16 protein-coding genes are annotated in these 26,116 nt (G+C 34.3%); 11 read left to right on the plus strand and 5 right to left on the minus strand.

Going from position 1 to position 26,116, the window contains the following annotated elements:
• Window positions 1-134 precede the first annotated feature (134 nt).
• Window positions 135-1,421, minus strand: a complete 1,287-nt coding sequence (locus ACW5R3_RS04910) for a UDP-N-acetylmuramoyl-tripeptide--D-alanyl-D-alanine ligase (RefSeq protein WP_456578496.1) — start codon at window positions 1,419-1,421, stop codon at window positions 135-137.
• 68 nt (window positions 1,422-1,489) lie between these two features.
• Window positions 1,490-3,178 (minus strand): gliding motility lipoprotein GldJ, encoded by a 1,689-nt coding sequence (gene gldJ / locus ACW5R3_RS04915; RefSeq protein ID WP_456578497.1) that lies wholly within the window; start codon window positions 3,176-3,178, stop codon window positions 1,490-1,492.
• Between the two features lie 262 nt (window positions 3,179-3,440).
• Between gldJ and porU the strand changes: the two genes are divergently transcribed.
• The 11 genes from porU (at window position 3,441) to ACW5R3_RS04970 (ending at window position 22,261) form a co-directional block, all read left to right on the plus strand.
• Window positions 3,441-7,322 (plus strand): type IX secretion system sortase PorU, encoded by a 3,882-nt coding sequence (gene porU, locus ACW5R3_RS04920; RefSeq protein WP_456578498.1) that lies wholly within the window; start codon window positions 3,441-3,443, stop codon window positions 7,320-7,322.
• 33 nt (window positions 7,323-7,355) lie between these two features.
• Window positions 7,356-8,594, plus strand: coding sequence for a type IX secretion system outer membrane channel protein PorV (gene porV, locus ACW5R3_RS04925; protein WP_456578499.1), 1,239 nt, complete (start codon window positions 7,356-7,358; stop codon window positions 8,592-8,594).
• A gap of 94 nt (window positions 8,595-8,688) precedes the next feature.
• Window positions 8,689-9,171, plus strand: a complete 483-nt coding sequence (gene cdd / locus ACW5R3_RS04930) for a cytidine deaminase (protein ID WP_456578500.1) — start codon at window positions 8,689-8,691, stop codon at window positions 9,169-9,171.
• Window positions 9,172-9,287: 116 nt separating this feature from the next.
• On the plus strand, window positions 9,288-10,286 hold the full coding sequence (gene pdhA, locus ACW5R3_RS04935; protein WP_456578501.1) for a pyruvate dehydrogenase (acetyl-transferring) E1 component subunit alpha: 999 nt from the start codon (window positions 9,288-9,290) through the stop codon (window positions 10,284-10,286).
• A gap of 3 nt (window positions 10,287-10,289) precedes the next feature.
• On the plus strand, window positions 10,290-11,930 hold the full coding sequence (locus ACW5R3_RS04940; RefSeq protein WP_456578502.1) for a pyruvate dehydrogenase complex dihydrolipoamide acetyltransferase: 1,641 nt from the start codon (window positions 10,290-10,292) through the stop codon (window positions 11,928-11,930).
• Between the two features lie 116 nt (window positions 11,931-12,046).
• Window positions 12,047-13,012: a M20/M25/M40 family metallo-hydrolase gene (locus tag ACW5R3_RS04945; RefSeq protein ID WP_456578503.1), complete on the plus strand. Its 966-nt coding sequence runs from the start codon at window positions 12,047-12,049 to the stop codon at window positions 13,010-13,012.
• Window positions 13,005-13,688 carry an SDR family NAD(P)-dependent oxidoreductase gene (locus ACW5R3_RS04950; RefSeq protein ID WP_456578504.1) on the plus strand — a complete coding sequence of 228 codons (684 nt, stop codon included), beginning with the start codon at window positions 13,005-13,007 and terminating at the stop codon, window positions 13,686-13,688. The genes ACW5R3_RS04945 and ACW5R3_RS04950 overlap by 8 nt, the downstream gene beginning before the upstream one ends.
• Window positions 13,689-13,843: 155 nt before the next feature.
• Entirely contained in the window at window positions 13,844-17,914 is a 4,071-nt protein-coding gene (locus ACW5R3_RS04955) for an FG-GAP-like repeat-containing protein (protein WP_456578505.1), read from the plus strand.
• Window positions 17,915-18,049: 135 nt separating this feature from the next.
• Entirely contained in the window at window positions 18,050-18,982 is a 933-nt protein-coding gene (gene ctlX / locus ACW5R3_RS04960) for a citrulline utilization hydrolase CtlX (protein WP_456578506.1), read from the plus strand.
• Window positions 18,983-19,226: 244 nt separating this feature from the next.
• Entirely contained in the window at window positions 19,227-21,005 is a 1,779-nt protein-coding gene (gene argS, locus ACW5R3_RS04965) for an arginine--tRNA ligase (protein WP_456578507.1), read from the plus strand.
• Between the two features lie 80 nt (window positions 21,006-21,085).
• Complete coding sequence (locus tag ACW5R3_RS04970) at window positions 21,086-22,261, plus strand: hypothetical protein (protein WP_456578508.1); 1,176 nt, start codon at window positions 21,086-21,088, stop codon at window positions 22,259-22,261.
• Window positions 22,262-22,264: 3 nt separating this feature from the next.
• Here the strand turns inward: ACW5R3_RS04970 and ACW5R3_RS04975 are convergent, their stop codons facing one another.
• The 3 genes from ACW5R3_RS04975 to ACW5R3_RS04985 are packed head-to-tail and all read right to left on the minus strand — an operon-like array spanning window position 22,265 to window position 26,013.
• Entirely contained in the window at window positions 22,265-24,571 is a 2,307-nt protein-coding gene (locus ACW5R3_RS04975; protein WP_456578509.1) for a TonB-dependent receptor plug domain-containing protein, read from the minus strand.
• Complete coding sequence (locus ACW5R3_RS04980; RefSeq protein ID WP_456578510.1) at window positions 24,546-25,442, minus strand: FecR family protein; 897 nt, start codon at window positions 25,440-25,442, stop codon at window positions 24,546-24,548. Before ACW5R3_RS04980 ends, ACW5R3_RS04975 begins: the two co-directional genes overlap by 26 nt.
• 55 nt (window positions 25,443-25,497) lie before the next feature.
• The gene (locus ACW5R3_RS04985; protein ID WP_456578511.1) at window positions 25,498-26,013 is read right to left on the minus strand and encodes an RNA polymerase sigma factor; all 516 of its coding nucleotides are present in this window, start codon (window positions 26,011-26,013) and stop codon (window positions 25,498-25,500) included.
• Between the last annotated feature and the right edge of the window lie 103 nt (window positions 26,014-26,116).

The raw sequence follows: 26,116 nt of genomic DNA on the forward strand, positions 1-26,116 counted from the left end.
TTTTTAAGGCATACTCAAAAGCGTATTTTAAACTTAAATGATTGGATAGCTGGATAGGGTTAAACAAAAAAAGCAAGCTGTTACAGCTTGCTTTTTTTGTTTAATATGCATTCTATTGGATAGGTTTAGACGAGTTAGTTAATAATATCTAATATACGCTCTAATGCCATCCCTCTAGAGCCTTTTATTAATATAAGCGTATTATTTGAGGCTAAGTTGTTAGATGCGTCTTTAAAAGCCTTAAATGAGCTGAAAAATGAGCATTTCGGATTATCACTTGTTGTGAGATTAAAATTCTCTCCTAAAAAGTAGATTTTATCGATAGGTAGTTGGCATGCTAAGTCTACAATAGTTTGGTGTTCTTTTTTAGCTTCTTGTCCCAATTCAAACATATCTCCTAAAATAGCTATTTTATTTGGTGCGTCTTGGTTAGAAAAATGAGTAAGAGCGACTTTCATACTAGATGGATTAGCATTGTAAGCATCTAAAATAATCTTAGTAGAGTCTCTGGTGATTATTTGTGATCTATTATTGGTTGGTACGTAATTTTCTATTGCAAGTTTTATAGCGTCTGTCGGGACTTTAAAGTAATTTCCAATACTAATGGCTGCAGCTATATTAGTAAAGTTGTATTCACCAATTAATTGACTCGAAATTTGGGTGTCTTTATATGTTAATTTCACAAATGGGTTTGCTTCTAAAAACTGTATAGTAAGTGTTTCGTTTTTGGAGCTCTCACCAAATGAAATAACTTGAGCATTTTGAGTATGGGTTACCTGAATAGCATCATCTGCATTTACAAATATTGATTTGTTAGCAGCTTTTAGATATGTATATAATTCACTTTTCCCTTTTATTACACCTTCAACACCTCCAAACCCTTCTAAATGTGCTTTTCCAAAATTTGTAATATATCCAAAATCTGGATGTGCTATATCACATAAAAATGCGATCTCTTTTTTATGGTTTGCACCCATTTCAACTATACCAATCTCAGTTTGTTTATCCATTGCTAGTAAGGTGAGGGGAACTCCTATATGGTTATTTAAATTACCAAAAGTAGCTGAGGTTTTATACTTTTTTGATAAAACAGCATTTATAAGTTCTTTGGTTGTTGTTTTACCATTGCTTCCTGTTAATGAAATGATAGGAATACCTAAATATTCTCTATGGTATCGAGCGAGTGCTTGTAGTGTTTCCAGAACATTGTTTACTAATATTGTTTGCTTGTCTTTGTAATAATTTTTATCGTCAATTATTACAAATTTAGCACCTTCTTTCAGGGCTTGTTCTGAAAAGGTATTGCCATTAAAATTGGCTCCTTTTAAGGCAAAGAACATGCAGTTTGTTGTTATTTTACGCGTGTCTGTACAAACGCTTTCACAGTCTAAAAAGTGTTGGTGTAATAATTGTAAATCCATGAAATAAATGTATAAAAAAAGTCCTGACATTTGTCAGGACTTTATATAAATTTTAAAAAGAATTTATTTTAGTTTTTTCTTTTTCCACTGTCTTCAGATTTAGAACCTACACGTGACATAGCACATCTAAATCCAATATAATCTGTAGCCATATTTTGTGGGAAATAACGACGTTGAGCAGGGTCTAACCAGTATTCTCTATCTTTCCAAGAACCACCTTTATATACACGAGCTTCGTCGTTAATTAAAGATGTACGTTTATCAGATCTGTCGTATTCACGAATTAACTGGCCTGCAGAATCCATTTCTACATTATGTTTTGGAGAGTTATACATTTTACTTGTATGAGTCATTTCTGATCCAGACTCATCCATTTCTGAAAAACCATCGCTATAGTCACGAGAAGAACGTCTGTCACCATCTCTAAAGTTTCTGTTGTCACTTGTATCAAAGTTTGTTCTTAGATATGTTTCGTTTTCATCAACAGGTACTTGGTGAATTTCTCCTGGTAAGTTTCTTGCAACAACTTTTCCGTTAGGTAAAGTATCAAACTTAATTTCATCAGGTGTTACAATTTTAACTGTACCATCTTCATTTAGTTCATTTTTTGTATAAACATTACCACGGTAGTAATTAAAGTCACTAAACTCGTCATCAACAATTGGTCTGTAAACATCAGCAACCCATTCGGCTACGTTTCCAGCCATATCGTATAAACCAAAATCATTAGGCTCGTAAGATTTTACAGCGTTTGTAATATCAGCACCGTCATCAGACCATCCTGCTATACCACCGTAATCACCTTTACCTTGCTTAAAGTTAGCCAATTGATCACCTCTTACTTTACGTTTACCTGAACGTGTGTACTGACCATCCCAAGGATATTTTTTACGACCTCTATATACATTATAACTACGAACAGATGTTAATCCTAAAGCAGCATATTCCCACTCAGCTTCTGTAGGTAGTCTGTATTTAGGTGAAATAATACCTGTTTCACGAGTTGCATTCACGTTTATTGGATCACCAGCTGCATTTGTTTGAACACGACGACGTGTATTTGTCGGATCTGTAAGAGCAGTGTTTCCTCCATAAACTTGTGAAGGTGCGTTGATATATGTGTCTGTATTAAATGTTGCATCAGCAGATACATCATTTAATTTAGCATCTCTTTGTATGTAACCAGCATCTTCTAAGTTAGATTCATTTACACGATCTGAACGCCAGTTAGCAAATTCAACAGCTTGAATCCAACTTACACCAACTACAGGGTATTCAGCATAACCAGGGTGACGTAAATAGTTTTCTGTCATTACTTCGTTATAACCTAAACGGTTTCTCCAAACTAAAGTATCAGGAAGTACACCATCGTAAATAGCTTTAAAATTTTCTTCTGTTGGCGGGTAGATACGCTTAATCCAATCTAAGTATTCTAAATACATTAAGTTTGTAACCTCCGTTTCGTCCATATAAAAAGATTGAACGTGTTGTTGGTTTGGTGAGTTGTTCCAATCATGCATAACATCATCTTGAACTCTACCCATTGTAAATGTTCCACCTTCTACAAATACTAAGCCTGGACCAGCTTCTTGTCCTTTAAAACTTGTATTATATTGGAATCCTCCATCTTTAGAATTAATATCCCAACCAGTAGCTCTTGAGCTGTTAGAGCTAGACGATCGTTTACAACCAACAGCCGTTACAGCTATTGTTAAAACTAACAATAATTTTATTGTTAATACTTTTTTCATATCCATACGTTTAAGTAAGCCATTAATAATTTTGGTGACGCAATATAATAATTCTACTTAAAATTACAAGTGATTATTTAAAATTAACTGAATTGTTTTTCCACTTAATCCTAACAAATACGGATTTTAAGACGTTTTTTTAATATTGGTCTAAAGTTTACAAAGCTATAACGTTACGTTTATTATTTTATTATTGTAATTTCGTTTCGTTTTTTTAAAATTGTTTGTTTTATAATAATATGCAGCGTTAAATTGCGTTATTTGTGTGATGAAAAAGAATTTTTTACCCTTAATATTAGTTTTTCTATTGACTTCTGTTGCTGTTTTTTCACAGCAAAAACAATTTCAGATTGTTTGGGATGGCAGTAAAACACTTTCTAATGAAAGTTTTTCTATATCAGTTCCTGCCTTTAATTCAGAGTATTTTAGTTATAATTTAAGTTCCGGTTTAGCTTTTACAGCGCAATGGGATTCGCAACAATCTATAAATGAGAATTCGGCCCAAATTGTAAACGTTAGCTATGCAAATATTTCTAAAAGTGAGTTGTTGGATGTCGATTTAAAAACGATACCTAATAAGCTAACTTACAGTTTGAAAAATAGTGTTAGTCGGGATAAGAAAAGTATTTTCTTAACAGTGTCTCCTATAATAAAAGAGAACAATGTTTATAAAAAAATCACACAATTTACCGTTCAATACAACACTGGTGCGAGTGCATCACGTTCATATGATAGGTCTGAAATTTCGAATTCTGTTTTGAGTTCAGGAGCATGGTATCGTTTTCCTGTAGAACGGACTGGTGTTTTTAAATTAACGCGTCAGTTTTTAGAACAATTAGGAGTTAATTTAGAATCTGTAGATCCGCGTACTATCAAAGTTTATGGGAATGGAGGTCGTATGATTCCCTATGCTAATTCAGATTATTACCCTTATGATTTACAAGAAAATGCGGTTAGAGTTATAGGTGAAACAGATGGGTATTTTCATGATACAGACTATATTCTATTTTATGCTGAAGGTCCAAACGGATACGATATAGATAGAAATACCAATATTAATATTTATAACAATCAAACATATTATTACATAAATATTAGTCAAGGAAATGGAAAACGTATTCAGCCGATGTCACAGCCTACTGGCTCTATAGATATGGCAATTACTACTTTTCAAGATTATAAATTTCACGAAGTAGATGAGTACAATTTAGCAAGTGTTGGTAGACGTTGGTATGGCGATCAGTTTGATATTGAGCCATCAAAAACTTTTGAGTTCTCATTTCCGAATTTAATAACAAGTATTCCGGTGAAATTAAAAGCTTTTGTGGCTTCAACCTCCGAAATACCTTCCAATATGGAAATTTCGGTTAATAGTGTTACCGTTTCAAATATTTCAATCCCACCTGTAAATCAAAACTCTTTGGTTAGTGAGTCTGCTTTTGAAGGGTTTATTGATGTTACTAATTCGGATATCAATGTTAGTCTAAATTACGACAACGGAGGTAATCCTTCAGCCTTAGCTTATATCGATTATATATCATTGGAAGCTACGCGAGATTTAGCATATGCAGGAAATCAATTTAAATTTAAAAATACCGATGTTACTGGTGCCTCAGGGATAGGTGAGTATATTCTAACTAATGCTGCACAAGTAAAAGAAGTGTGGGAGGTTACCGATTTGTATAATATTAAAAGTGCGACCAATACTAACGCAAGTTCTACTTTTAGTTTTACTTCTAATTTAGGAGTCTTAAGAGAGTTTGTAGCGGTGCCTTCAACAGGCTACTATGAGCCTATTAGTACTTACAATGGGTATGTAAATAATCAAAATTTAAAGGGGAGTATTTTTAATAATTCCCAAGGAGCTTTTCAGGATGTTGATTACATTATAATATCACCTAATAACTATTCTACGCAAGCAGAACGATTAGCGCAAATAAATAGAAACCAATATAATTTAAATGTTAAGGTAGTGAAGCTATCGGATATTTATAAAGAATTTGGTCCAGGAACTCAAGATATTGGGGCTATTAGAAACTTTGTGAAATATGTGTATGATAATGCCAGTAGTCCGGAAAACAGATTGAAATACCTCTGTTTATTTGGTGATGGTTCTTTTGATTATAAAGATCGGATACCTAATAATACCAATGTGGTTCCATCTTGGCATGCTTATGATAGTTTTAACTTAACAAGTTCTTTTGTTTCCGATGACTTTTATGGTATGATGGATGACAATGAAGGAACCATGCAAACATCTGATAAGCTAGATATTGCTATTGGTAGAATTTTAGCAACATCACCACAACAGGCTAAAGAAATGGTTGATAAAGTAGCTTCTTATTATACAGAAGCTTCCTATGGAAATTGGCGTAATAATGTTATTGTAATCTCTGATGATGTAGATGAAGCTTGGGAAAAAGATATTCAACTTACTACAAATACCATTGGCGATAATATTGCAGCGGCTAAACCATTTATTAATGTAACTAAAATACATTCAGATGCCTATATTCAAGAGTCATCTGCTGGTGGTGATAGATATCCTGCTGTTACCACAGCCATAACAAATGCTATTGAAAGTGGTGCATTGGTTGTTAATTACTTCGGTCATGGAGGAGAAGATGGCTTGGCTAAAGAGCGTATTTTTGAAAAAGTAGATGTTCAAAACCTTAATAATGTTTGTCGTTTAAATTGTTTTGTAACAGTTACTTGTGAGTATACACGTTTTGATAATCCGCTACGACCTACTGCTGGTGAATTTACCTACTGGAATAAAGAAGGTGGAGCCATTGGTTTAATAACCACCACACGTCAAATATTTGTGAGTGTAGGTATTTCCTTTAATACAAAACTTGAAGAATACTTGTTTTCTTTTAATCCAGACGATACGTATTCGGATGATGAGTACCCAAGTATGGCAGAAGCTTTGCGTTTAACAAAAACGGATCCAACCATTTCAGGAATTGGTCAACGCCGCTTGGTGTTTTTTATTGGAGATCCAGCTATGAAATTAGCATTCCCAACTCCAAACATTCGTTTAACCCATGTTAATGATATTTCTGTATCGCAAACAACACCAACTTTAGAAGCTTTAAGTCGTGCAAAAATAGCAGGAGAAGTTACTGATACAGCAGGGAATATTATAAGTAATTATAACGGTGTATTGGCTGTTAATATTTATGATAAAAAAATAGAACGTAGTACGTTAGGGAATAATGGTGTTACCGAAGGTGGTGAACTTATTATTATGGATTACGAAACTTTAGGAGCAACTATTTTTAGAGGACAAGCATCTATCACGAACGGGATATTTGAGTTTGAGTTTATTGTGCCTAGAGATATTGGAATTCCTGTCGGAGACGGACGTGTTAGTTTTTATGCAAAGAAAGAAAATACATTAATAGATCAAGCTGGTGGTAGTAATACAGGAATACTTATCGGTGGTCTTAACGAGTCGGCACCAGAAGATGCTATCGGCCCCGTTATTCAATTGTATATGAATGATGAGAATTTTGTTTCTGGTGGTATTACTAATAACTCTCCAAGTTTGCTTGTAAAACTTGAGGATGAAAATGGTATCAATACAGCTAGTGGTATTGGTCATGATATAGTAGCTATTTTGGATGGCGATGAAACGAACCCGTTTGTATTAAACGATTATTACCAAACCGAAATTGACGATTTTCAACGCGGGATAGCTAATTATCCATTACGAGATTTGGAACCAGGTTTACATACCTTAAGTTTAAAAGCGTGGGATGTATATAATAACTCATCTACATCCGAAATTCAGTTTGTTGTTCATGATGAAAATGAAAGTCTCGTTATTGATAATGTGTTAAATTACCCGAATCCGTTTGTTAATTACACCGAATTTTGGTTTAACCACAATAGTTCAGACGCTTTAGACGTTTCAGTACAAATATTCACCGTTTCAGGGAAATTGGTGAGAACGTTAAATGGCCAAACCAACTCATCGGAATGTTGCGGAAAAGGGACATCAGCCCTTTCTAGAGATATCGTTTGGGATGGTCGAGATGATTTTGGCGATAAAATAGGAAAAGGTGTTTATATCTATAAACTAACTGTACATTCTCCTTTGCTTAATAAATCTGTTGAAAAAATTGAGAAACTTGTAATACTCTAATAATACATTATATTTGCTAAATAAATTCAATTTATGAAAAATCACATTTTATTACTTTTTACCGTTGTTTTTACACACCAAATGTTTGCGCAAACAGTTGTGTTACCAAACAATAACGATTCTAGAGTCGTAACAACAGGAATGCCTTTTTTATTAATAGCCCCTGAAGCACGTGGTGCGGCAATGGGAGATATGGGGGTTGCTACTTCTGTAGATGCTTATTCTCAAAACTGGAATCCTTCTAAATATGCTTTTTCAGAAAACAAACAAGGTTTTAGTTTGAGTTATACACCATACTTAACCAAATTAGTAAACGATATTTCTTTAGGATACCTAACCTATTATAACCGTATTAACGAGCGTAGTGCTTTTGCTGCAAGTTTTCGTTTCTTTGGCCTTGGTGGTATTGAATTAAGACAAGATGAAAACTCTTTACCTTTGGAAGTAAAGCCAAATGAATTTTCATTTGATGGTTCTTACTCTTTAAAATTAAGTGAACAATTTGCTATGTCTGTAGCAATGCGTTATTCACGTTCAGATTTAAAAATTGATGCCATTGATGCCGATGCAAATGCAGCTTCTACTTTTGGTGTTGATATATCAGGTTACTACCAAAGTGAAGAAGAAGCATATGCTAATTTTAACGGGCGTACACGTTTAGGTTTTGCTATTCAGAATATTGGACCTAAATTTAAATATGATGAAGGTGGACAAGAAAACTTTCAACCTACAACTTTACGTTTAGGTGGTGGATTTGATTTTATTCTAGATGATTATAATAAAGTGTCTGTAACGGGGGAAGTAACTAAGCTATTAGTACCAACTCCTCCTATTTATGGAACAGAATACGAATATGTTGATAATGATGGTAATGGCGAATACAACCCAGATACCGATGATTTAGGTTCTGTGGTTTCTTCAAATGTTATTATTGATGGTCAAGATCCAGATGTTGGATTCTTTAAGGGAATGTTTCAATCTTTTGGTGATGCACCAGGCGGATTTAGTGAAGAAATGCAAGAATGGACATGGGCTTTAGGTGCTGAATATATGTATCAAGATGCTTTTGGATTGCGCGCTGGTTATTTCCATGAAAGTTCAACAAAAGGAGCGAGACAATTTTTTGCCATTGGAGCCGGTTTTAAATATAATGTTATAGGTATCGATTTATCTTACCTATTTTCTGCATCAAAGGTGCAAAACCCTTTAGAAAACACATTGCGTTTTTCTTTAACGTTTAACTTAGGTCCAGGAACCTATAGAGAATATTAATCTTTAGTACAAACAAATCAAAAAAAACTATTACGTCTCGTAATAGTTTTTTTTGTCTAAAATAGTTTCTTAATTTAGTAGATATATACACCTTATGAAAGAAGTAAAAATAGAATCCGTTTTACAGGTTTATGATAATTTTGAGGAATTGCCTGAAGATATCGCTTCCTTAATGACCAAAGCTACGGAAGCTAGAAGTAAAGCTTACGCGCCTTACTCTAACTTTAGTGTAGGAGCAGCTTTGCTATTAGATAATGATCAGGTTATAACGGGTAATAATCAAGAAAATGCTTCTTATCCATCAGGGCTTTGTGCAGAACGTACAGCTATCTACTATGCTGGATCACAATTTCCTGAAGCTAAAGTTGTTCGTATGGCTATAATAGCGGGTTCCAATATTAAACATACCATGTCTCCAATTCCACCATGTGGTGCTTGTCGTCAAGCAATTGCAGAATACGAAGTGAAACAAAATTCACCAATAGAAATTTATTTTATGGGAGAAACAGGAAAAGTGGTAAAATCCAATTCACTAGCTAATTTGTTGCCTTTATTATTCGATAAAACATTTCTATAACGATTTCGTAAAGCTTAAAATTTTAATAATAGTAATTTTTACGTTTTTCGGTTTTTTCATTACTAACTAAAGTGTTACTTTTGTTTATTCGTTTATCAAATTTATAACGTTACCAAATGCAAAAGATAACCAAAGAAGTATACCTTAAATGGTATGAAGATATGTTGTTCTGGAGAAAGTTTGAAGACAAACTTGCTGCCGTATACATTCAACAGAAAGTAAGAGGATTTCTTCACTTATATAATGGTCAAGAAGCCATTTTAGCAGGCGCTTTGCATGCTATGGATTTAACTAAAGATAAAATGATTACGGCCTACAGGAATCACGTTCAGCCAATTGGTATGGGTGTAGATCCTAAGCGTGTTATGGCGGAATTATATGGTAAAGCAACCGGAACTTCTCAAGGTTTAGGTGGTTCTATGCATATTTTTTCTAAAGAACATCGTTTTTATGGTGGTCATGGTATTGTTGGTGGTCAAATACCATTAGGAGCAGGTATCGCTTTTGGTGATAAATACCACGGTAGTGATGCCGTAACTATTTGTTGCTTTGGTGATGGTGCTGCAAGACAAGGTTCGCTTCATGAAACGTTTAACTTAGCCATGCTATGGAAATTACCAGTAGTTTTTGTTTGTGAAAACAATGGATATGCTATGGGTACATCAGTTGAACGTACAGCTAATCATACTGATATTTGGAAATTAGGTCGTGGTTATGAAATGCCTTGTGGACCAGTAGATGGCATGAATCCAATTAAAGTAGCGGAAGCTTTTGATGAAGCTATTCAACGCGCTAGACGTGGTGATGGACCAACATTTTTAGAACTTAAAACGTACCGTTATAGAGGGCATTCTATGAGTGATGCTCAACATTATAGAACGAAAGATGAGGTAGCAGAATACAAGAAAATAGATCCTATTACGCAAGTAAAAGATACAATTCTTGCAGAAGGTTATGCTAATGAAGATGATATTAAAGTTATCGATAAACGTGTGAAAGAATTAGTAAGCGAATGTGAAAAGTTTGCAGAAGAATCTCCATACCCAGATAAGAACGTTATGTATGACGTTGTTTATGAACAAGAAGATTATCCATTTATTCAACATAAAATATAAACTATGGCTGAAATTATAAACATGCCTCGTTTAAGCGATACCATGGAAGAAGGTACCGTTGCAACGTGGTTAAAGCAAGTTGGTGATAAAATAGAAGAAGGAGATATCCTTGCCGAAATTGAAACCGATAAAGCTACTATGGAGTTCGAATCCTTCCATGAAGGCACTTTATTACATATTGGTGTTCAAGAAGGTGAGACAACTAAAGTAGATGAACTTTTGGCTATTATAGGTGATGAAGGTGAAGATATTTCAGAGTTATTAAATGGAAATACTACGAGCGACTCTGCTGATAATGCAACTGAAGCTGAAAAATCAGAGCCGGAAACAACCGATGAATCAGATTCTAATGAAACTGAGAATTCTGAATTACCAGAAGGTGTTATTGTTGTTACCATGCCACGATTAAGTGATACGATGGAAGAAGGAACAGTTGCTACTTGGTTGAAAAACGTAGGTGATGCTGTTGAAGAAGGTGATATTTTAGCCGAAATTGAAACAGATAAAGCTACAATGGAGTTTGAATCTTTTCAATCAGGAACGTTATTACACATTGGTTTAGAAGAAGGTGAGTCTGCTAAAGTAGATGCACTTTTAGCTATTATTGGCCCTGAAGGAACAGATGTTTCAAGTGTTGCTAAAAACTTTAAAGTTTCAGGCGGTAATCAAAAAGAAGATACACCAAAAGAACCTGTACAAGCTGAAAAAACAGAACCTAAAAAGGAATCAAAAGCAGCGGTTGTAAATAAGCCTGCTGAAACTCCGAAAACAAATGCAAGTTCAAATAGTGGTCGTGTTTTCATTTCACCATTAGCAAAAAGAATAGCAGAAGAACGTGGTATTGATATTTCTCAAGTAACAGGTTCTGCCGAAAATGGTCGTATTGTTAAACGTGATATCGAAAACTTTAAACCAGCCGCTGCAAGTGCTGCTTCAGTTGGTAAGTTTGTGCCTACAGGTCAAGAGGATTTTGATGAGGTGAAACACTCGCAAATGCGTAAAGTTATTGCTAAGCGTTTAGGTGAGTCTAAATTTACTGCTCCGCATTACTACTTAAACGTAGAATTTGATATGGATAATGCTATTGCTTTCCGTTCTCAATATAATTCTATTCCCGATACTAAAATATCCTTTAATGATATTGTAGTGAAAGCATGTGCTTTAGCTTTAAAACAGCATCCTCAAGTAAATTCGCAATGGTTTGATGATAAGATGATACTGAACAATCATGTTCATATTGGTGTTGCAGTTGCTGTGCCTGACGGATTAGTTGTACCAGTTGTGCGTTTTGCTAATGAACAATCTTTACCGCAAATAGGAGCGGCTGTAAGAGAGTATGCAGGAAAAGCTAAGAGTAAGAAGCTAACACCTCAAGAAATGGAGGGTAGTACTTTTACTATTTCTAATTTAGGAATGTTTGGGATTGAGAGTTTTACTTCAATCATCAATCAACCTAACTCAGCTATCCTTTCTGTAGGAGCTATTGTGCAAAAACCAGTAGTTAAAAATGGACAGGTAGTAGCCGGAAACACAATGAAGTTAACTTTGGCTTGTGATCATAGAACAGTAGATGGTGCCACAGGCGCTCAGTTCTTACAAACTTTAAAAGGCTATATTGAAAATCCAATTACCATGTTAGTGTAATTAATAAGATATATATAACACTATATATAAAATCCTACTTTTTCAAGTAGGATTTTTTTATATTTAAACTTTAATAAAAAGGCGCTTATTATTGGCGCAACTAACACGATGTATTTATGAAAAACACAGTTTTTTTATTAGCAGTCTTTTGTATGTTTAACTGTTTTGCACAGCAAGAAAAACAGATAGTTAATTCGGAAAAGACTAGTCAGGTAACTCCCGACGAAGTCAAGCAAACAGTATCATTTTTAGCTTCCGATGCTCAAATGGGACGCGGAACTGGAGGTGAAGGAATTGAAGCCTCAGCAAATTATATAGAAACACAATTAAAAGCATTTGGTGTAAAACCGTATTATAAAACATACAGGGATGATTTTAAAGCAAAAGGTTTAGATGCTTATAATGTTGTTGGTGTATTAGAAGGTACTGATGCTACATTAAAAAATGAAATTATTGTTATCGGTGCGCATTATGATCATATAGGTACAAAAGCAAAAGCGGTAGCATCCGATTCGATTGCAAATGGAGCAAATGATAACGCTGCGGGAACTTCGGCGGTTTTAGCACTAGCACGTTATTTTGGAGCGCATAAAACTAATAAACGAAGTATTATGTTTGTATTGTTTTCTGCTGAAGAAATGGGTTTATTAGGATCCAAACATTTAGCAAAGCGTTTAAAAACTGAAAATGCTAATTTATATACAGTTGTTAATCTAGAAATGATAGGTGTTCCATTTAAAGATCGGGATTATGTGGCTTTCGTAACGGGTTATGATAAATCTAATATGGCTGTAAAAATTAATGAATATATCGGAACTAAATTCTTAGGAGAGTCAGATGTAGCTAAAAAGTATAACTTATTTAAAGCGTCGGATAACTACCCTTTTTACCAAGTGTTTAGTATGCCTTCGCATACAATTTCATCATGTGATTTGTCCAATTATGATTTCTATCACCATGTAGATGATGAAATTGAGAAGTTAGATTATAATCATATGGCAGAACTTATAAATCAATTGATTCCAGGAATTGAAAAAATGACGAATACACCAACTCAAGAAATAAAAATGAACGATGAGTAAAAATGTAATAATTACCGGAACAAGTAGAGGCATAGGCTTTGAACTTGTAAAGTTGTTTTCGGAGCAGGGATATCAAGTTTTGGCACTTTCTAGAAATTCAAAACCGATATCGGATTTAAATTTAGCTAATGTTACGGCGTTCCCATTTGATTTATCTGATAAATCGGCCTATGAGAAAGTAGATGACTTTATCCAAAAACATTGGAGCCAAGTAGATATTCTAATTAACAATGCTGGAGCTTTAGTTAATAAACCTTTTAAAGAAACTACTTTGGAAGATTTCGAATATGTTTATAAAACTAATGTTTTTGGCGTTGCAGAAATGACACGTTTAGTTTTGCCTTATTTAAAGGCACAAAGTCATGTTGTAACTATAAGCTCTATGGGTGGTGTTCAAGGGAGTGTTAAATTTCCTGGGCTGTCTGCCTACAGTTCTAGTAAAGGAGCGGTTATAACCCTTACAGAATTATGGGCGGAAGAATTTAAAGATACGGGTATCTGTTTTAATGTACTTGCATTAGGGGCCGTTCAAACAGAAATGTTAGAAGAAGCTTTTCCAGGCTTCAAAGTGCCAACTACTCCTGAATCCATGGCCGATTATATATGTAATTTCGCCAAAACGGGGCAAAATTATTATAATGGAAAAATGTTGCAGGTATCAAATTCGACGCCGTAAAATTCTTTAAATCAGTTTCTTGTGAATGCAATTTAACTTATATTTATGAAAATTAATAATGAGTTATACCTTTGGAGGTGATTAATTTACAGTTGATAGAATAAATTTTTATCTGAAAATAAAAATTGCTTCATTTGGTTTAAATACAGACGATTATGAGGGGAATTCTACTATGTAAAGGCTTGGTTACAGGTCTGCTTTTTTTGACAATAATATCGCAAAGTTCGGCTCAAGTTTTTCAAAGAGCTGAAGCTGTTTCGGGTTTGGGTAATTTAGAACAAAATAGTGGCGTTGCCGTTGCTGATTTTGATGGTGATAATGCTATGGATATTTTTGTTGTAGCTGAAGCTATAGACAGAAATGGTATTGAACGCACCCATAGTAAGTTGTTTAAAAACAATAATGACGGCTCGTTTACCGATGTTACTGTTGCCGCTGGCTTAAATAACATGTTGATAAATGATTATAGTCAGGAGGGTGTTTTTTACAGTTTTGATGGGTTTAAACAGGGTGCCTTTTGGGGAGACTTTAATAATGATGGGTACCCAGATTTATTTATTACAAACACGTTCAATGTGTTACTCTATCAGAATAATGGTGATGGTACTTTTTCCGATATTACGTTAAGTGCAGGTTTTAGCTTACCAACAGATAATCAATATATGGGGGCCACCTGGTTTGATTACGATAACGACGGTTTTTTAGATATCTACATTAATAATTGGGAAAGAAACGATACAAATTACCTTTACCATAATAATGGTGATGGTACTTTTACAGATGTAACGGTTGCTACAGGATTGGATGAAGCTGTTATAAGGCAAAGTTTTACAGCTATGCCATATGACTTTAATGGCGATGGGTTTATGGATCTATATATTAGTAATGATTTTGATCGAGCTAATTATTTGTACATCAATCAAAATGGGACAAGTTTCGTTGATCAAGCTAGTGCTGTTGGATTAGATAATGCATTTGATGATATGGGAATCTCTATGGGGGATTTTGATTTAGACGGGCATTTCGATTTTTTTATTACAGGAATAGACCAAGTTGCTTTATTTCATAATACAGGTTCTAATACTTTTTCCGAAACAAGTTTAGCAAATAATATAGTTGGAAACGGCTGGGCTTGGGGAAACACCTTTGCTGATTTTGATTTAGATGGTGATGAGGATTTATTTATAGCTAATGGGTATACGTTTGAGAATAGAAATGCAGAATACAACGTATATTACAAGAATAAATATGTAGAAGGCGATAATAATTTTGAAAATGCAACGATAGCTTCAAACTTGCATGATCTAACGATAAGCATCGAAGCTTTAGATTTTGACTATGATAATGATGGTGATTTAGATTTATATCTAACAAACAGTGATATTACCTCTTTTTTATATGAAAATACGATCTTAAATGGTTCAGACCCAAACTCTATACATTTTTTTAAATTATCATTAGAAGGCACTACTTCTAATAAAAGTGCCATAGGTACCGAAGTAACAATCACAACCAATTCCGGGACTTTTAAACGTTACTATCATGGAGTTGGCTTTTTAGGTCAAAGTAGTAAACCGGTTCATTTTGGATTAAGTACTGATACCATCATTACTGATGTGACTATCAAGTGGCCTTCCGGATTAATAGAGTCATATCCAAATATTCCTGGTGATTCACATTATAAAGCAACAGAAGGGATTGGTATGGTTAATTTAAATATCCTACCTAGTGTAAAAATACTAGGTTGTACGGATCCAACATCGTGTAGTTATAATCCTAATGCAACTGTTGATGATGGTTCTTGTTCGTATCTCGCTTCAGATGTTATTTCAGGAGCAACAACAGTTGGCTTTTTAGATGAAGAAACATACACTTATCCAATAACAGACCCAAATTCTATTATTACATGGACGGTTAGTGGTGGTGAGCTTGTAAGTGGTCAAGGTACTAATACTTTAGTTGTTAGATGGGGCGTTAACGATTCTGGGACCATAACCGTAAAGGAAACTACAGATTTATGTTCTAGTCCGGTAACAAGCTTAAATGTTGATATTGTTATTTATGAAACACCAGATAATGTGTCTATTGCTCGTATATGGAATGAAGCAACGCTAGATGCTATTCGAAAAGATTTTGCAAGGCCTACAGTTCATGCGAGAAATTTATTTCATTCGAGTGTCGGGATGTATGATATTTGGGCTATCTATGATGGAATTGAAAATCCAGGAAACGGGCAACATGCTGATCCATATCTCGTAGGTAATACCGTGCATGGTTTTACTTCTACATTAAATACGTTTTCCCCTTTAGAGAGTACAGCTAATTCTGTTAATAAGGCTGTAAGTTATGCTATGTACCGATTATTAACGCACCGTTTTCAAAATTCGCCAGGTATGATCGAAACCCAAGAACGATTCGATTTTATTATGCAGGAGTTAGGTTATAGTACTAGTATCACGTCTACCGATTATTCAACAGGTGATGCTGCAGCATTAGGTAATTATATTGGTCAGATACTAATAGATTACGGTAATTCAGACGGTGCTAGAGAAATATCAGGTTATGATAATGGTTATTACGAACCTATAAATGCGCCTTTAGCACCCGCTTATGAGGCAGTCTCTTTAACGAATCCTAACCGTTGGCAAGCTTTAAGTTTAGATACTTATATTGATCAAAGTGGAAACCTCATTGATGGGGATGTTATAGACTTCTTAAGTCCAGAATGGGGTAATGTCATGCCTTTTGCTATGACAAATGGAGATAAAGATGCTTTTACCCGTGATGGTGATACCTATAATGTTTATCATAACCCAGTAGCACCGCCTTATATTGATAATACAAATTCAAGTGTTGCAAGTGATAGTTATAAGTGGAATTTTGCTTTAGTATCAATATGGGGTGCACATTTAGATCCTTCAGATGGAGTAATGTGGGATATCTCTCCGGGAGCTATAGGAAATACGCCAATAACAACATTTCCATCGGATTATACAGAATACCCTAATTATTACAATTTTATTAATGGAGGCGATCCCGGTACAGGACGTTCAATAAATCCTATTACAAATCAGCCGTATCCAACACAAGTAGTTCCACGTGGTGATTATGCTCGAGTATTAGCTGAATTTTGGGCTGATGGTCCAGATTCAGAAACCCCACCAGGACATTGGTTTACTTTACTTAATCATGTGTCTGACCATCCCTTGTTTGTAAAACAATTTAATGGATCAGGCGATATATTGGAACCTATAGAGTGGGATGTTAAAGCGTATTTTATTTTAGGAGGAGCAATGCATGATGCTGCAATTACAGCTTGGGGGATTAAAGGTTGGTATGATTATATCCGACCAATATCAGCTATCCGCTATATGGCTGATTTAGGTCAAAGTTCAGATGATCAATTAGCAAGTTACCATCCCCAAGGAATTAAATTAGAGCCAGGATATATTGAGTTAGTTCAATTAGGAGATCCATTGGCAGGCGGATTGAATCAGAATGTGGGGAAAATAAAACTTTACTCATGGAGAGGTCATGACTTTGTGAATGATACCGATACGGATACTGCTGGTGTTGGTTGGATCCTTTCAGAAAATTGGTGGCCTTATCAGCGCCCATCATTTGTAACACCTCCTTTTGCTGGTTTTGTTTCAGGACACTCTACGTATTCAAGAGCTGCAGCAGAAGTGATGACCCTTATTACCGGAGATGAATATTTCCCAGGAGGTGTTGGAGAATTTGTGGCTAGAAAAAATGAGTTTTTAGTATTCGAAGAAGGCCCTTCAATGGATATTACTTTGCAATGGGCAACGTATAGGGATGCATCAGACCAATGTAGTCTGTCGCGTATTTGGGGTGGTATTCATCCTCCTGCCGATGATATTCCAGGGCGTCAAATAGGAGAGGTGGTAGGTGTTGATGCTTATAATTTTGCCATACCTTACTTTAATGGCTCAACATTAAGTATCAGTCAAAATCCGTTTGATGTATCAACCATTTATCCAAACCCCGTAGCCCCAGGAGGTGATATTTATGTTACACATGCGGCTGCAAACGCTAGCTATAAGTTGTATGACATAAGTGGTCGACAGATTACTATTACAAACTCCGCTTATGATGCGAGCAATGGTATGGCACGAATAACCATTCCCGAAACTACAGCTGTTGGTGTGTATGTGCTTTCAGGAAGTAATTTTTCGAAGAAAATTGTAGTAAAAGGTAATTAATAATACAATCATAAAATTGAAATAAAAAAGGCTGCTTTATGTAGCCTTTTTTATTTTTTATTAGCGTTTTTTTTATTGTTAAAGCTTATCTGAAGTCTTTAAAATATCATAGTTTTGCATTTTAAAATTTAAGATATGCCACAGACTACAAACACGATTCTTATGATTCGTCCAGTTCATTTTAGAATGAATGAACAAACTGCCGTAAATAATTATTTTCAAGAAGAATTAGCGCTTAAAAACGCAGAAATTAATAGTAAGGCACAAGAAGAGTTTGATGCTTTTGTTGAGAAATTGCGTACTGTTGGCGTTTCTGTTATTGTAGAAAATGATATTAAAGAATTAGATACACCGGATTCTATATTTCCAAATAATTGGGTGAGTTTTCATGAAAATGGTGACGTAGCATTGTACCCTATGTTTGCTGAAAATAGACGAGCGGAACGTCGTGAGGATATCTTTTTTCGTTTGGAAGAATCGGGTTTTAAAATAGAAAATATAATTGATTATACGGAAGCTGAGTCTGAAGGTGTTTTTTTAGAAGGAACAGGAAGTTTGCTGCTAGATCGAATTAATAAAAAAGCTTATTGTGCACTTTCTGCTAGAGCTGATGAGGATTTGTTTATTGAGTTTTGTGAGGATTTTGATTATGCCCCTGTACTTTTTACAGCAAACCAAACGGTAGATAATAAGCGGCTACCTATATATCATACCAATGTTATGATGTGTTTAGCAGAAAAATTTGCCATAATTTGTTTAGATAGTATTGATGACAAAAAAGAACGCAAATTTGTTCTTAATAATTTAAAAGATGACGGCAAGCAAGTGATAGCCATTACGGAAGCTCAAATGCATCAATTTGCTGGTAATATGCTTCAAGTTCAAGGACATTTAAATCAACGTTACTTAGTTATGAGTCAGGCTGCGCATGATAGTTTGACACCAAATCAAATCAAACAAATAGAAGCTTTTTGTCCTATTTTATCTAGTTCACTAGAAACAATAGAAACCTGTGGAGGCGGCAGTGCTCGCTGTATGATGGCTGAGGTTTTCTTACCTAAAGCTTAATTTTGTATAGTAACTAGTTGAGCTCTGTTTTTACACTATACATGTAGTTATGTTTGTATCTAAATGTGTATTTGTTTTATATACTATAGTATAGAAACAGAAGTAAGTGTTTTGATATTTGGTTTTATTATCTACAGGAAGCAGCGTTTTAAAGCACTTATAAAGTTCTCTTAGGTAATTCAACAGTAAAAACTCATAATAAACTTGTATAAAATAGTATCTTTGTCCTCTTAAATTAAGAAATATGAATCTTCAAGAAACCCTTTCAGAATCTGTAAAACAAGCCGTAAATGCTATTTTTAATATAGAATTAGCTAGTGTAGAATTTCAAGCAACCCGTAAAGAATTTCCAGGAGATATTACAGTTGTTGTGTTTTCAATGTTACGCCAGGTAAAAGGTAACCCTGTGCAAATAGGTGAACAGATTGGGCAGTTTTTGGAAGAAAACCTTGATGTTGTTAACGGATTTAATGTTGTTAAAGGGTTTTTGAATATAGAAATTTCTGACAGTTATTACCTTAATTCATTTAACGCTATGGCTAACAATTCACAATACGGATTTGTTACGCCAAATGATGCTGATAAGGCAGTTATGGTTGAATACTCTTCGCCAAATACTAACAAGCCACTGCATTTGGGGCATGTTCGTAATAATTTATTAGGGTATAGTGTTTCTGAAATTTTAAAAGCTTCTGGTAAAAAAGTTTATAAAACACAAATTATAAACGATCGTGGTATTCATATCTGTAAGAGTATGTTAGCGTGGGAGCGTTTCGGTAATGGAGAAACTCCAGAATCTACAGGCTTAAAAGGTGATAAGTTGGTGGGCAATTACTACGTTAAATTTGATCAAGAATATAAAAAAGAAGTTAGCCAGCTTATTGCGTCTGGTAAAACGGAAGCCGAAGCAAAACAAGAGGCGCCACTTATGGTTGAAGCTCAAGCCATGCTAAGAGATTGGGAAGCTGGTAAAGCTGAGGTTGTTGCTTTATGGGAAAAAATGAATACCTGGGTCTATGATGGTTTTAATGCAACTTATGAGAATTTAGGTGTAAATTTTGACTGTCTTTATTTTGAAAGTCAAACCTATTTATTAGGTAAGGAGTTTGTTGCAGAAGGCCTAAAAACAGGCGTGTTTTATAAAAAAGAAGACGGATCAGTTTGGTGCGATTTAACTGAAGATGGCCTTGATGAAAAAATTGTATTGCGTGCCGACGGTACAGCTGTTTACATGACTCAAGACATTGGAACGGCTATTCAGCGTGTTAAGGATTATCCTGATGTTGGAGGTATGGTTTATACGGTAGGTAATGAGCAAGACTACCATTTTCAGGTTCTATTTTTAATTTTAAAGAAATTAGGATTTGAATGGGCTGAAAACTTATTTCACTTAAGTTATGGGATGGTCGATTTACCGAGCGGAAAAATGAAAAGTAGAGAAGGTACCGTTGTAGATGCAGACGATTTAATGCGAGACATGACCAATACTGCTGAAGAAATTTCTAATGAGCTAGGTAAGTTAGACGGTTATACTGACGCTGATAAACAAGCTCTGTACAAGACTATAGGTATGGGAGCTTTAAAATATTATATATTAAAAGTAGATCCTAAAAAACGTATTCTTTTCAATCCTAAAGAATCTGTAGATTTTCAAGGAAATACCGGACCATTCATACAATATACATATGCCCGTATTCAAGCTATTTTAAGGAAAGCAGATTTTGATTTTTCAGGAGCTATTACAACTGTTAATTTACATGAAAAAGAACGTGAGTTAATCAAACAAATGGAGTTATTCCCTGAGGTTATTCAACAGGCAGCACAGAATCATAGTCCAGCATTAATAGCAAATTATACTTACGATTTAGTAAAAGGGTTTAATTCTTTTTACCAAAACGTATCTATTCTTGGTGCCGATTCGGAAGACGAAAAGGTTTTCCGTGTTAAAATTTCTCATTCGGTAGCACAAATTATTAAAAACGGATTTAGCTTATTAGGTATTCAGGTGCCAGAGCGTATGTAGTATTCTTTTTTAGATGCTTTTCTTTACTGAAATTCTTAATTAACAATTTTGTTGTTATCTTTATAAGATAAACTAAAACTGTGAAGTCAGCTAACATCATAAAAGTTATTACACGTCTTATTTTTGTCTTTTTAATAAGTGGCCTTTTTTATAGTTGCTCTTTATTAAAAGTAGAAAGTGCTCAGGAGCCACTTTCAAAACAGGATTTAAATATGCGTTTGCTTACCCAGTCTTTAGTTTTGGAAGCATCCAATAGGGTCGAGTTTTCAGCAGATAGTATCATTGCATCGAGTCCAGAAACAGCTATTCAGCGTCATGCATACCGTTGGAAAATTGAAACATTAAATACGTTTAAAAACACCGCTTTTCAGAGTGCTCCAAAATTATCTTTAATGGATACTTGGACCTATATGTTGCAAATGCGCAATTTTATGGAAACCAATGAAGCTCAAGATTTTTTTGGTGATTATACAAATTATGTGGCAAGTGTTTCACAATCCAATGTTGCAGATATAGAGTCTAAAGCAAAACAATTTTTTACTCCTGAAGATTTTATTTCACATCAAGATTTTGCTAATCAGTATGCAAGATTAAATCCTATATCAAGTACTAATCTAAGACATAATTCGATTCGTAGTGCATATGTCGAATTTTTAAATGTCCCAGATAGTTTGGCGTTTTCAACCGTAGGTTCCCTGTCTGAAGTTATGTCTAATTTTTCAGATAAACTTTCTTATTCAACTGATGCTGCAGGGAAACAATTTAAATGGAATACCGAACTTTTATTAAAAGAGAAGGGCTTTGACTCTGTTCAAATTAAGGATGTAATGGCTGCTATTGAAATAAAAGTAGACCGCCTGAGTGATATTGCAGAGAATTCACCTGAAAAATTGCATATCGCACTTAAAGATTTTTCTAATGATATGCGTTTTTTGTTTTTTAATTTGAATGAACAAATAGGAGTTATAAGCGAACGTATGTCTTTAGAACGTAAAGCTATTGACACAATTATTAGACGTGAACGTGTTGCGTTGGATAGTATTATTCTAAGAGAACGGAGGGCCGTAGCAGAAGAAGCTGCACAGATATCCATTGATGTTATGGATCAGGTTATGTTACATGTAAAGGATTTAACGGGAACAATTCTGTTTTATATAGTGTTGCTATTTGCTATTCTTTTATTTGCACCGTTTTTATTGGGGTATTTTGCAGGGAAAGTCCATCAGAAAAATAAGCAGAATAAGAACACCGATTAATCTTTAAAAGAAGACTCTAAAGGAAATATTAGGGGTAATTCCTAAAGCTGTATTTTTTACTTCAATAATTTCCTGATCTACATTTTCAATATAATATTGGTTAATGATATTTTCAGTATTAAATATGTTCCATACGGATGCGCCCATCTGTGCTTTTGTATTTTTAAAAAAATTAAAATCATAATTTGCAGAAAAATCACATCGCCAATAGTTAGGTAAAGTGGAGGCATTTGCTGTTTCAAAAATAAGGGTGTTCGAAGCTTCAGACGCTTCGTAATTCATAATAGTTGTTGGTTTACCTGAATGCCAATTTATGCCTAAAGCTAATTTTAATCGATTAACATTATAGGTTGTAGATAGATTCATTTGGTGTCTAATATCTACATTATTCGGAAAGGGTGTACCGGTGTTTAATTCTGGAAATGTGTAGGTGTTTTTGCTGTAGGAATAACTAAACCACGTGCTCAAATGTGAAAACTGCTTGTTTATTAAAAAATCTAAGCCGTTAACCGTGTAACTACCAACGGTATTTGTGTACTGAAACTGATTTTGAAAGCCTTGACTACGCGAGCTAATTCCATCAACATCTTTTAAATAACCTTCTAAGCTAATAAGCCAACCTTTTCTAGAATAGTGTACTCCTGTTGATACCTGTTTGCTCTTTATTAGGGGGATGTCTGCATTGTTATATAGCATCCAGCGTTTCTTTTCTATACCTAAAAAATCCTGTTGTAAATCGATAATTTGAGTGGCTTGTTGATGTTTTATTTCTGCTAAAACTTCAAATTTAAAGTTAGCTCCCAATGTTTGATTAAAACTCATTCTTGGTTCTAAGTTAAATGTTCCGAATTTTTCAATGTAGTTACTTCGTAAACCAAATTTAGCACGTGTAGATCCTGACTTTGACTCGTAAGTTAATTCACTAAATAAAGCATGAGAGCGCAAAACGTTTTTTATATACCTCTTGTAATCGGGGTTTGACACATCTTCTAAATTTCCAACACCTATTTCTGAATATTGATAACCTCCAAAATAATTTAGACGTGGATTTAAATTATACAAGGCATGAAGCTTAATGCCTGAATCACGAATAGCATTTTCTTGAACTAGACCTTGATTGTTATAAAGATCTACTTGGTCTGCGAATAAGTCGTAACTGGAATAATATGCTTGTAGTGAGGTTTTGAATTTAGAATTCCAATTACGCGTATGTAAGGCACTTAGTCCCACGCTTTTTTGTGATAGTCGACTCCGAGAGTTTAAGCTACTGGCATTTTCTTCGTAGTTTAATGTGTTATCAATTGTTAGGAAGCTAATTTCTAATTGATCCCTTTTACTTATGTTTAATTGTAATTGAGCTGATAAATCATAAAAATAAAACTGCTCTTCATTATTTACCGTTATTTGAGATGAGGCGGATAAATCAGAATCTTGAAAAATGCGTTTAAAATACTGCTTGTAAGTAGGGGTGCTAAAAGCATCTGTTAACGACCTTCTCCCTGCTATTTTTAAGGATGCTTTTTTAGAAATAGGAATGTCGGCAAATACATCGGCCGCAAGCATGTTTATACCAATGCTTCCTGTTAATTTATCAGGTGTTTCACTAGAACTGCTCATATTAATTATCCCTGAGATACCATCGCCAAATTGTGAGCTTGTACCATTTTTAGAAATTTCAACAGAACTAATTATTGAAGGATTAAACGCAGATATCAATCCAAAGAAATGTCCAGATTGATACATTTTTATCCCATTCCATAGAATTAAATTCTGATCGTTTGTACCTCCGCGTATGTTTAAATTAGAAACCCGCTCATCGGTACTTACAATGCCAGGTAAAGCTTGAATACTCTGTAGAATATCGGCTTCAATTAATCCTGGTAAAATATTAAAATCGGCTAAGTTTAAGTGAAAACGACCGTCGGTTTGTACAGAAATACCTTGAGTTAAATATTTTGAAAGTAAAACTTCATCTAGAAATTGTGTTTTTGTTATATCTGAAAAAATTACAGGTCTAATAACATATGTTTTAGAATCAAGTTTGTCATAAACTAAATGCGTTTTGCGTTCTAAATAAGTGATTATTTCAGCGGTATCTAACGATTTTTCAGGGGAGATTAATTGAATGTTTTCAACTGTAGTATTGGCGTATGAAAATGAAATACGGTAGTGGGTTTCAATCTCTTTTAATACTTTAGTTAATGCATGTTTTTGTATAGTACTGTCCTGTGCATATATAAAATAAGGTGCACAAAGATAGCAGCATAAGAAGAAAAGTAGTTGCTTAACGTTCTTGTAATACAATTTCATTATTTGTTTTGCTATAAGTTATATTTAGAGGTAGCGTAATCGTCTTTAAAGCCATTTCTAAATTATTATGTGTAAAACGGCCTGTAAATAATTGATTTGTTTTTATGTGTGTGGTGTTGATTTTTACTTGATATTGCCTTTCAAATTCTTGCAATACATATTTGTAAGGCATGTTTTCAAAACTACTTTCGTCATGAAGCCAAGCAGGTTCTGTTTCTTCCTTTTTAGAGGTTGAAATTAGTTCGCCATCAAGTAAGAGAAATTGTTCCCCTGGTGTTAAGACGCTTTCTTTGGTGTCTGTTTTAACTTTTACAGATCCTTCATAACAAATAACTTCAAAAATACCAGCGCGTTGTTCTACTAAAAACTCTGTTCCCAAAACAGTAACACTACCAATTGCTGTTTGAACTTTAAACTGTGAGCCTTTTGATACTTTAAAAAAAGCTTCCCCTTCTAAGGTTAATTCACGTGTAGTTTTCCAGTCATTTTCATTGTAGGTTAATGTTGATAATGCGTTTAAAGTCACCTGTGAATGGTCAGGTAATTCTAATGCTATTTTTTCAGTTGTATTGGCTAATATGCTCGTGTCTGATTTGGATGTGTAATAATATATGCTAAACGACAAAGCAAGTAAAGCGGCTATGCGTAAGATAGGTTTAAGCCACTTGTGAGGTGTTTTTTGTGGCTCAGAAATAGCATTTGTAATTACGTGGTAAGCAGCTTTTTCATCAAATTCAGGTGCTTTGAAATGCATTAACCCATCAGATAATTTCATGAGATTCTCATAATCATCTAAAGCTTTAAAGGCTTCAAGTTCTGTAGGACTTAATTCGTCTTTTAGCCACTTTTGTATCAGTTCGTCTTTTGTCATAACTAGGTGCTTCGTATATATAACAAGTTACAGCTTGTTTCTCCTACCTCTTGTTTTAAATTTCTTCAATTTCTTTTCGCAATTGTTTTAAAGCTCCATAAATACGTTTTTCAACGGCTTTAGTAGAAATCCCTAATATGGAGGCTATTTCTTTATGTTTTTTGCCTTCAATACGGTTTAATAAAAAAGCTACGCGTTGGGCTTCTGTTAAATTATTAAGTGCGTTTTCTAGTTTTTTTAAATATTCCTGTTCTTCTAAAAGAAATTGAGGGTTTATTGTTGTGGTGCTTTTGGGTTTTGTTTGTTGAAATTTTAAAACCACTTTATGGTGTGCAATGGCATTCAATATTAAATTATTTGCTACTGTAAACACATACGATTTAGCCTTAGAAGGGATGATATCTTTACAATTTTTCCATAACTTGATAAACGCTTCTTGAACATGATCCTGCGGACTTAAATAACTACCGTATTTATAATAAAGAAAATCATGTAGGTTTTTAGCATGCTGTTTAAAAAGCTTAGAGAAAAGCTGTTCGTTACAAATGTTATCTTGTAAATTTTTAGGCATATATTCGTTTTGTTCTTGTAAATGTATAAAAAAACAAATGGCAGGGTAGGAGTTTTTTAACTTAAACTGTTTTATAAGAAATGAGACTAATTAAATCACAAAT

This window comes from Algorimicrobium bowmanii (assembly GCF_054031195.1).

Bases quoted from the DNA above. Each gene is read 5' to 3' on its own strand.
- ACW5R3_RS04955 (WP_456578505.1), top strand. From the start codon at position 13,844: ATGAGGGGAATTCTACTATGTAAAGGCTTGGTTACAGGTCTGCTTTTT.
- ACW5R3_RS04940 (WP_456578502.1), top strand. From the start codon at position 10,290: ATGGCTGAAATTATAAACATGCCTCGTTTAAGCGATACCATGGAAGAA.
- argS (WP_456578507.1), top strand. From the start codon at position 19,227: ATGAATCTTCAAGAAACCCTTTCAGAATCTGTAAAACAAGCCGTAAAT.
- gldJ (WP_456578497.1), bottom strand. From the start codon at position 3,178: ATGGATATGAAAAAAGTATTAACAATAAAATTATTGTTAGTTTTAACA.
- porV (WP_456578499.1), top strand. From the start codon at position 7,356: ATGAAAAATCACATTTTATTACTTTTTACCGTTGTTTTTACACACCAA.
- ACW5R3_RS04910 (WP_456578496.1), bottom strand. From the start codon at position 1,421: ATGGATTTACAATTATTACACCAACACTTTTTAGACTGTGAAAGCGTT.
- ctlX (WP_456578506.1), top strand. From the start codon at position 18,050: ATGCCACAGACTACAAACACGATTCTTATGATTCGTCCAGTTCATTTT.
- pdhA (WP_456578501.1), top strand. From the start codon at position 9,288: ATGCAAAAGATAACCAAAGAAGTATACCTTAAATGGTATGAAGATATG.
- ACW5R3_RS04945 (WP_456578503.1), top strand. From the start codon at position 12,047: ATGAAAAACACAGTTTTTTTATTAGCAGTCTTTTGTATGTTTAACTGT.
- ACW5R3_RS04980 (WP_456578510.1), bottom strand. From the start codon at position 25,442: ATGACAAAAGACGAACTGATACAAAAGTGGCTAAAAGACGAATTAAGT.
- ACW5R3_RS04950 (WP_456578504.1), top strand. From the start codon at position 13,005: ATGAGTAAAAATGTAATAATTACCGGAACAAGTAGAGGCATAGGCTTT.
- ACW5R3_RS04985 (WP_456578511.1), bottom strand. From the start codon at position 26,013: ATGCCTAAAAATTTACAAGATAACATTTGTAACGAACAGCTTTTCTCT.
- cdd (WP_456578500.1), top strand. From the start codon at position 8,689: ATGAAAGAAGTAAAAATAGAATCCGTTTTACAGGTTTATGATAATTTT.
- ACW5R3_RS04975 (WP_456578509.1), bottom strand. From the start codon at position 24,571: ATGAAATTGTATTACAAGAACGTTAAGCAACTACTTTTCTTCTTATGC.
- porU (WP_456578498.1), top strand. From the start codon at position 3,441: ATGAAAAAGAATTTTTTACCCTTAATATTAGTTTTTCTATTGACTTCT.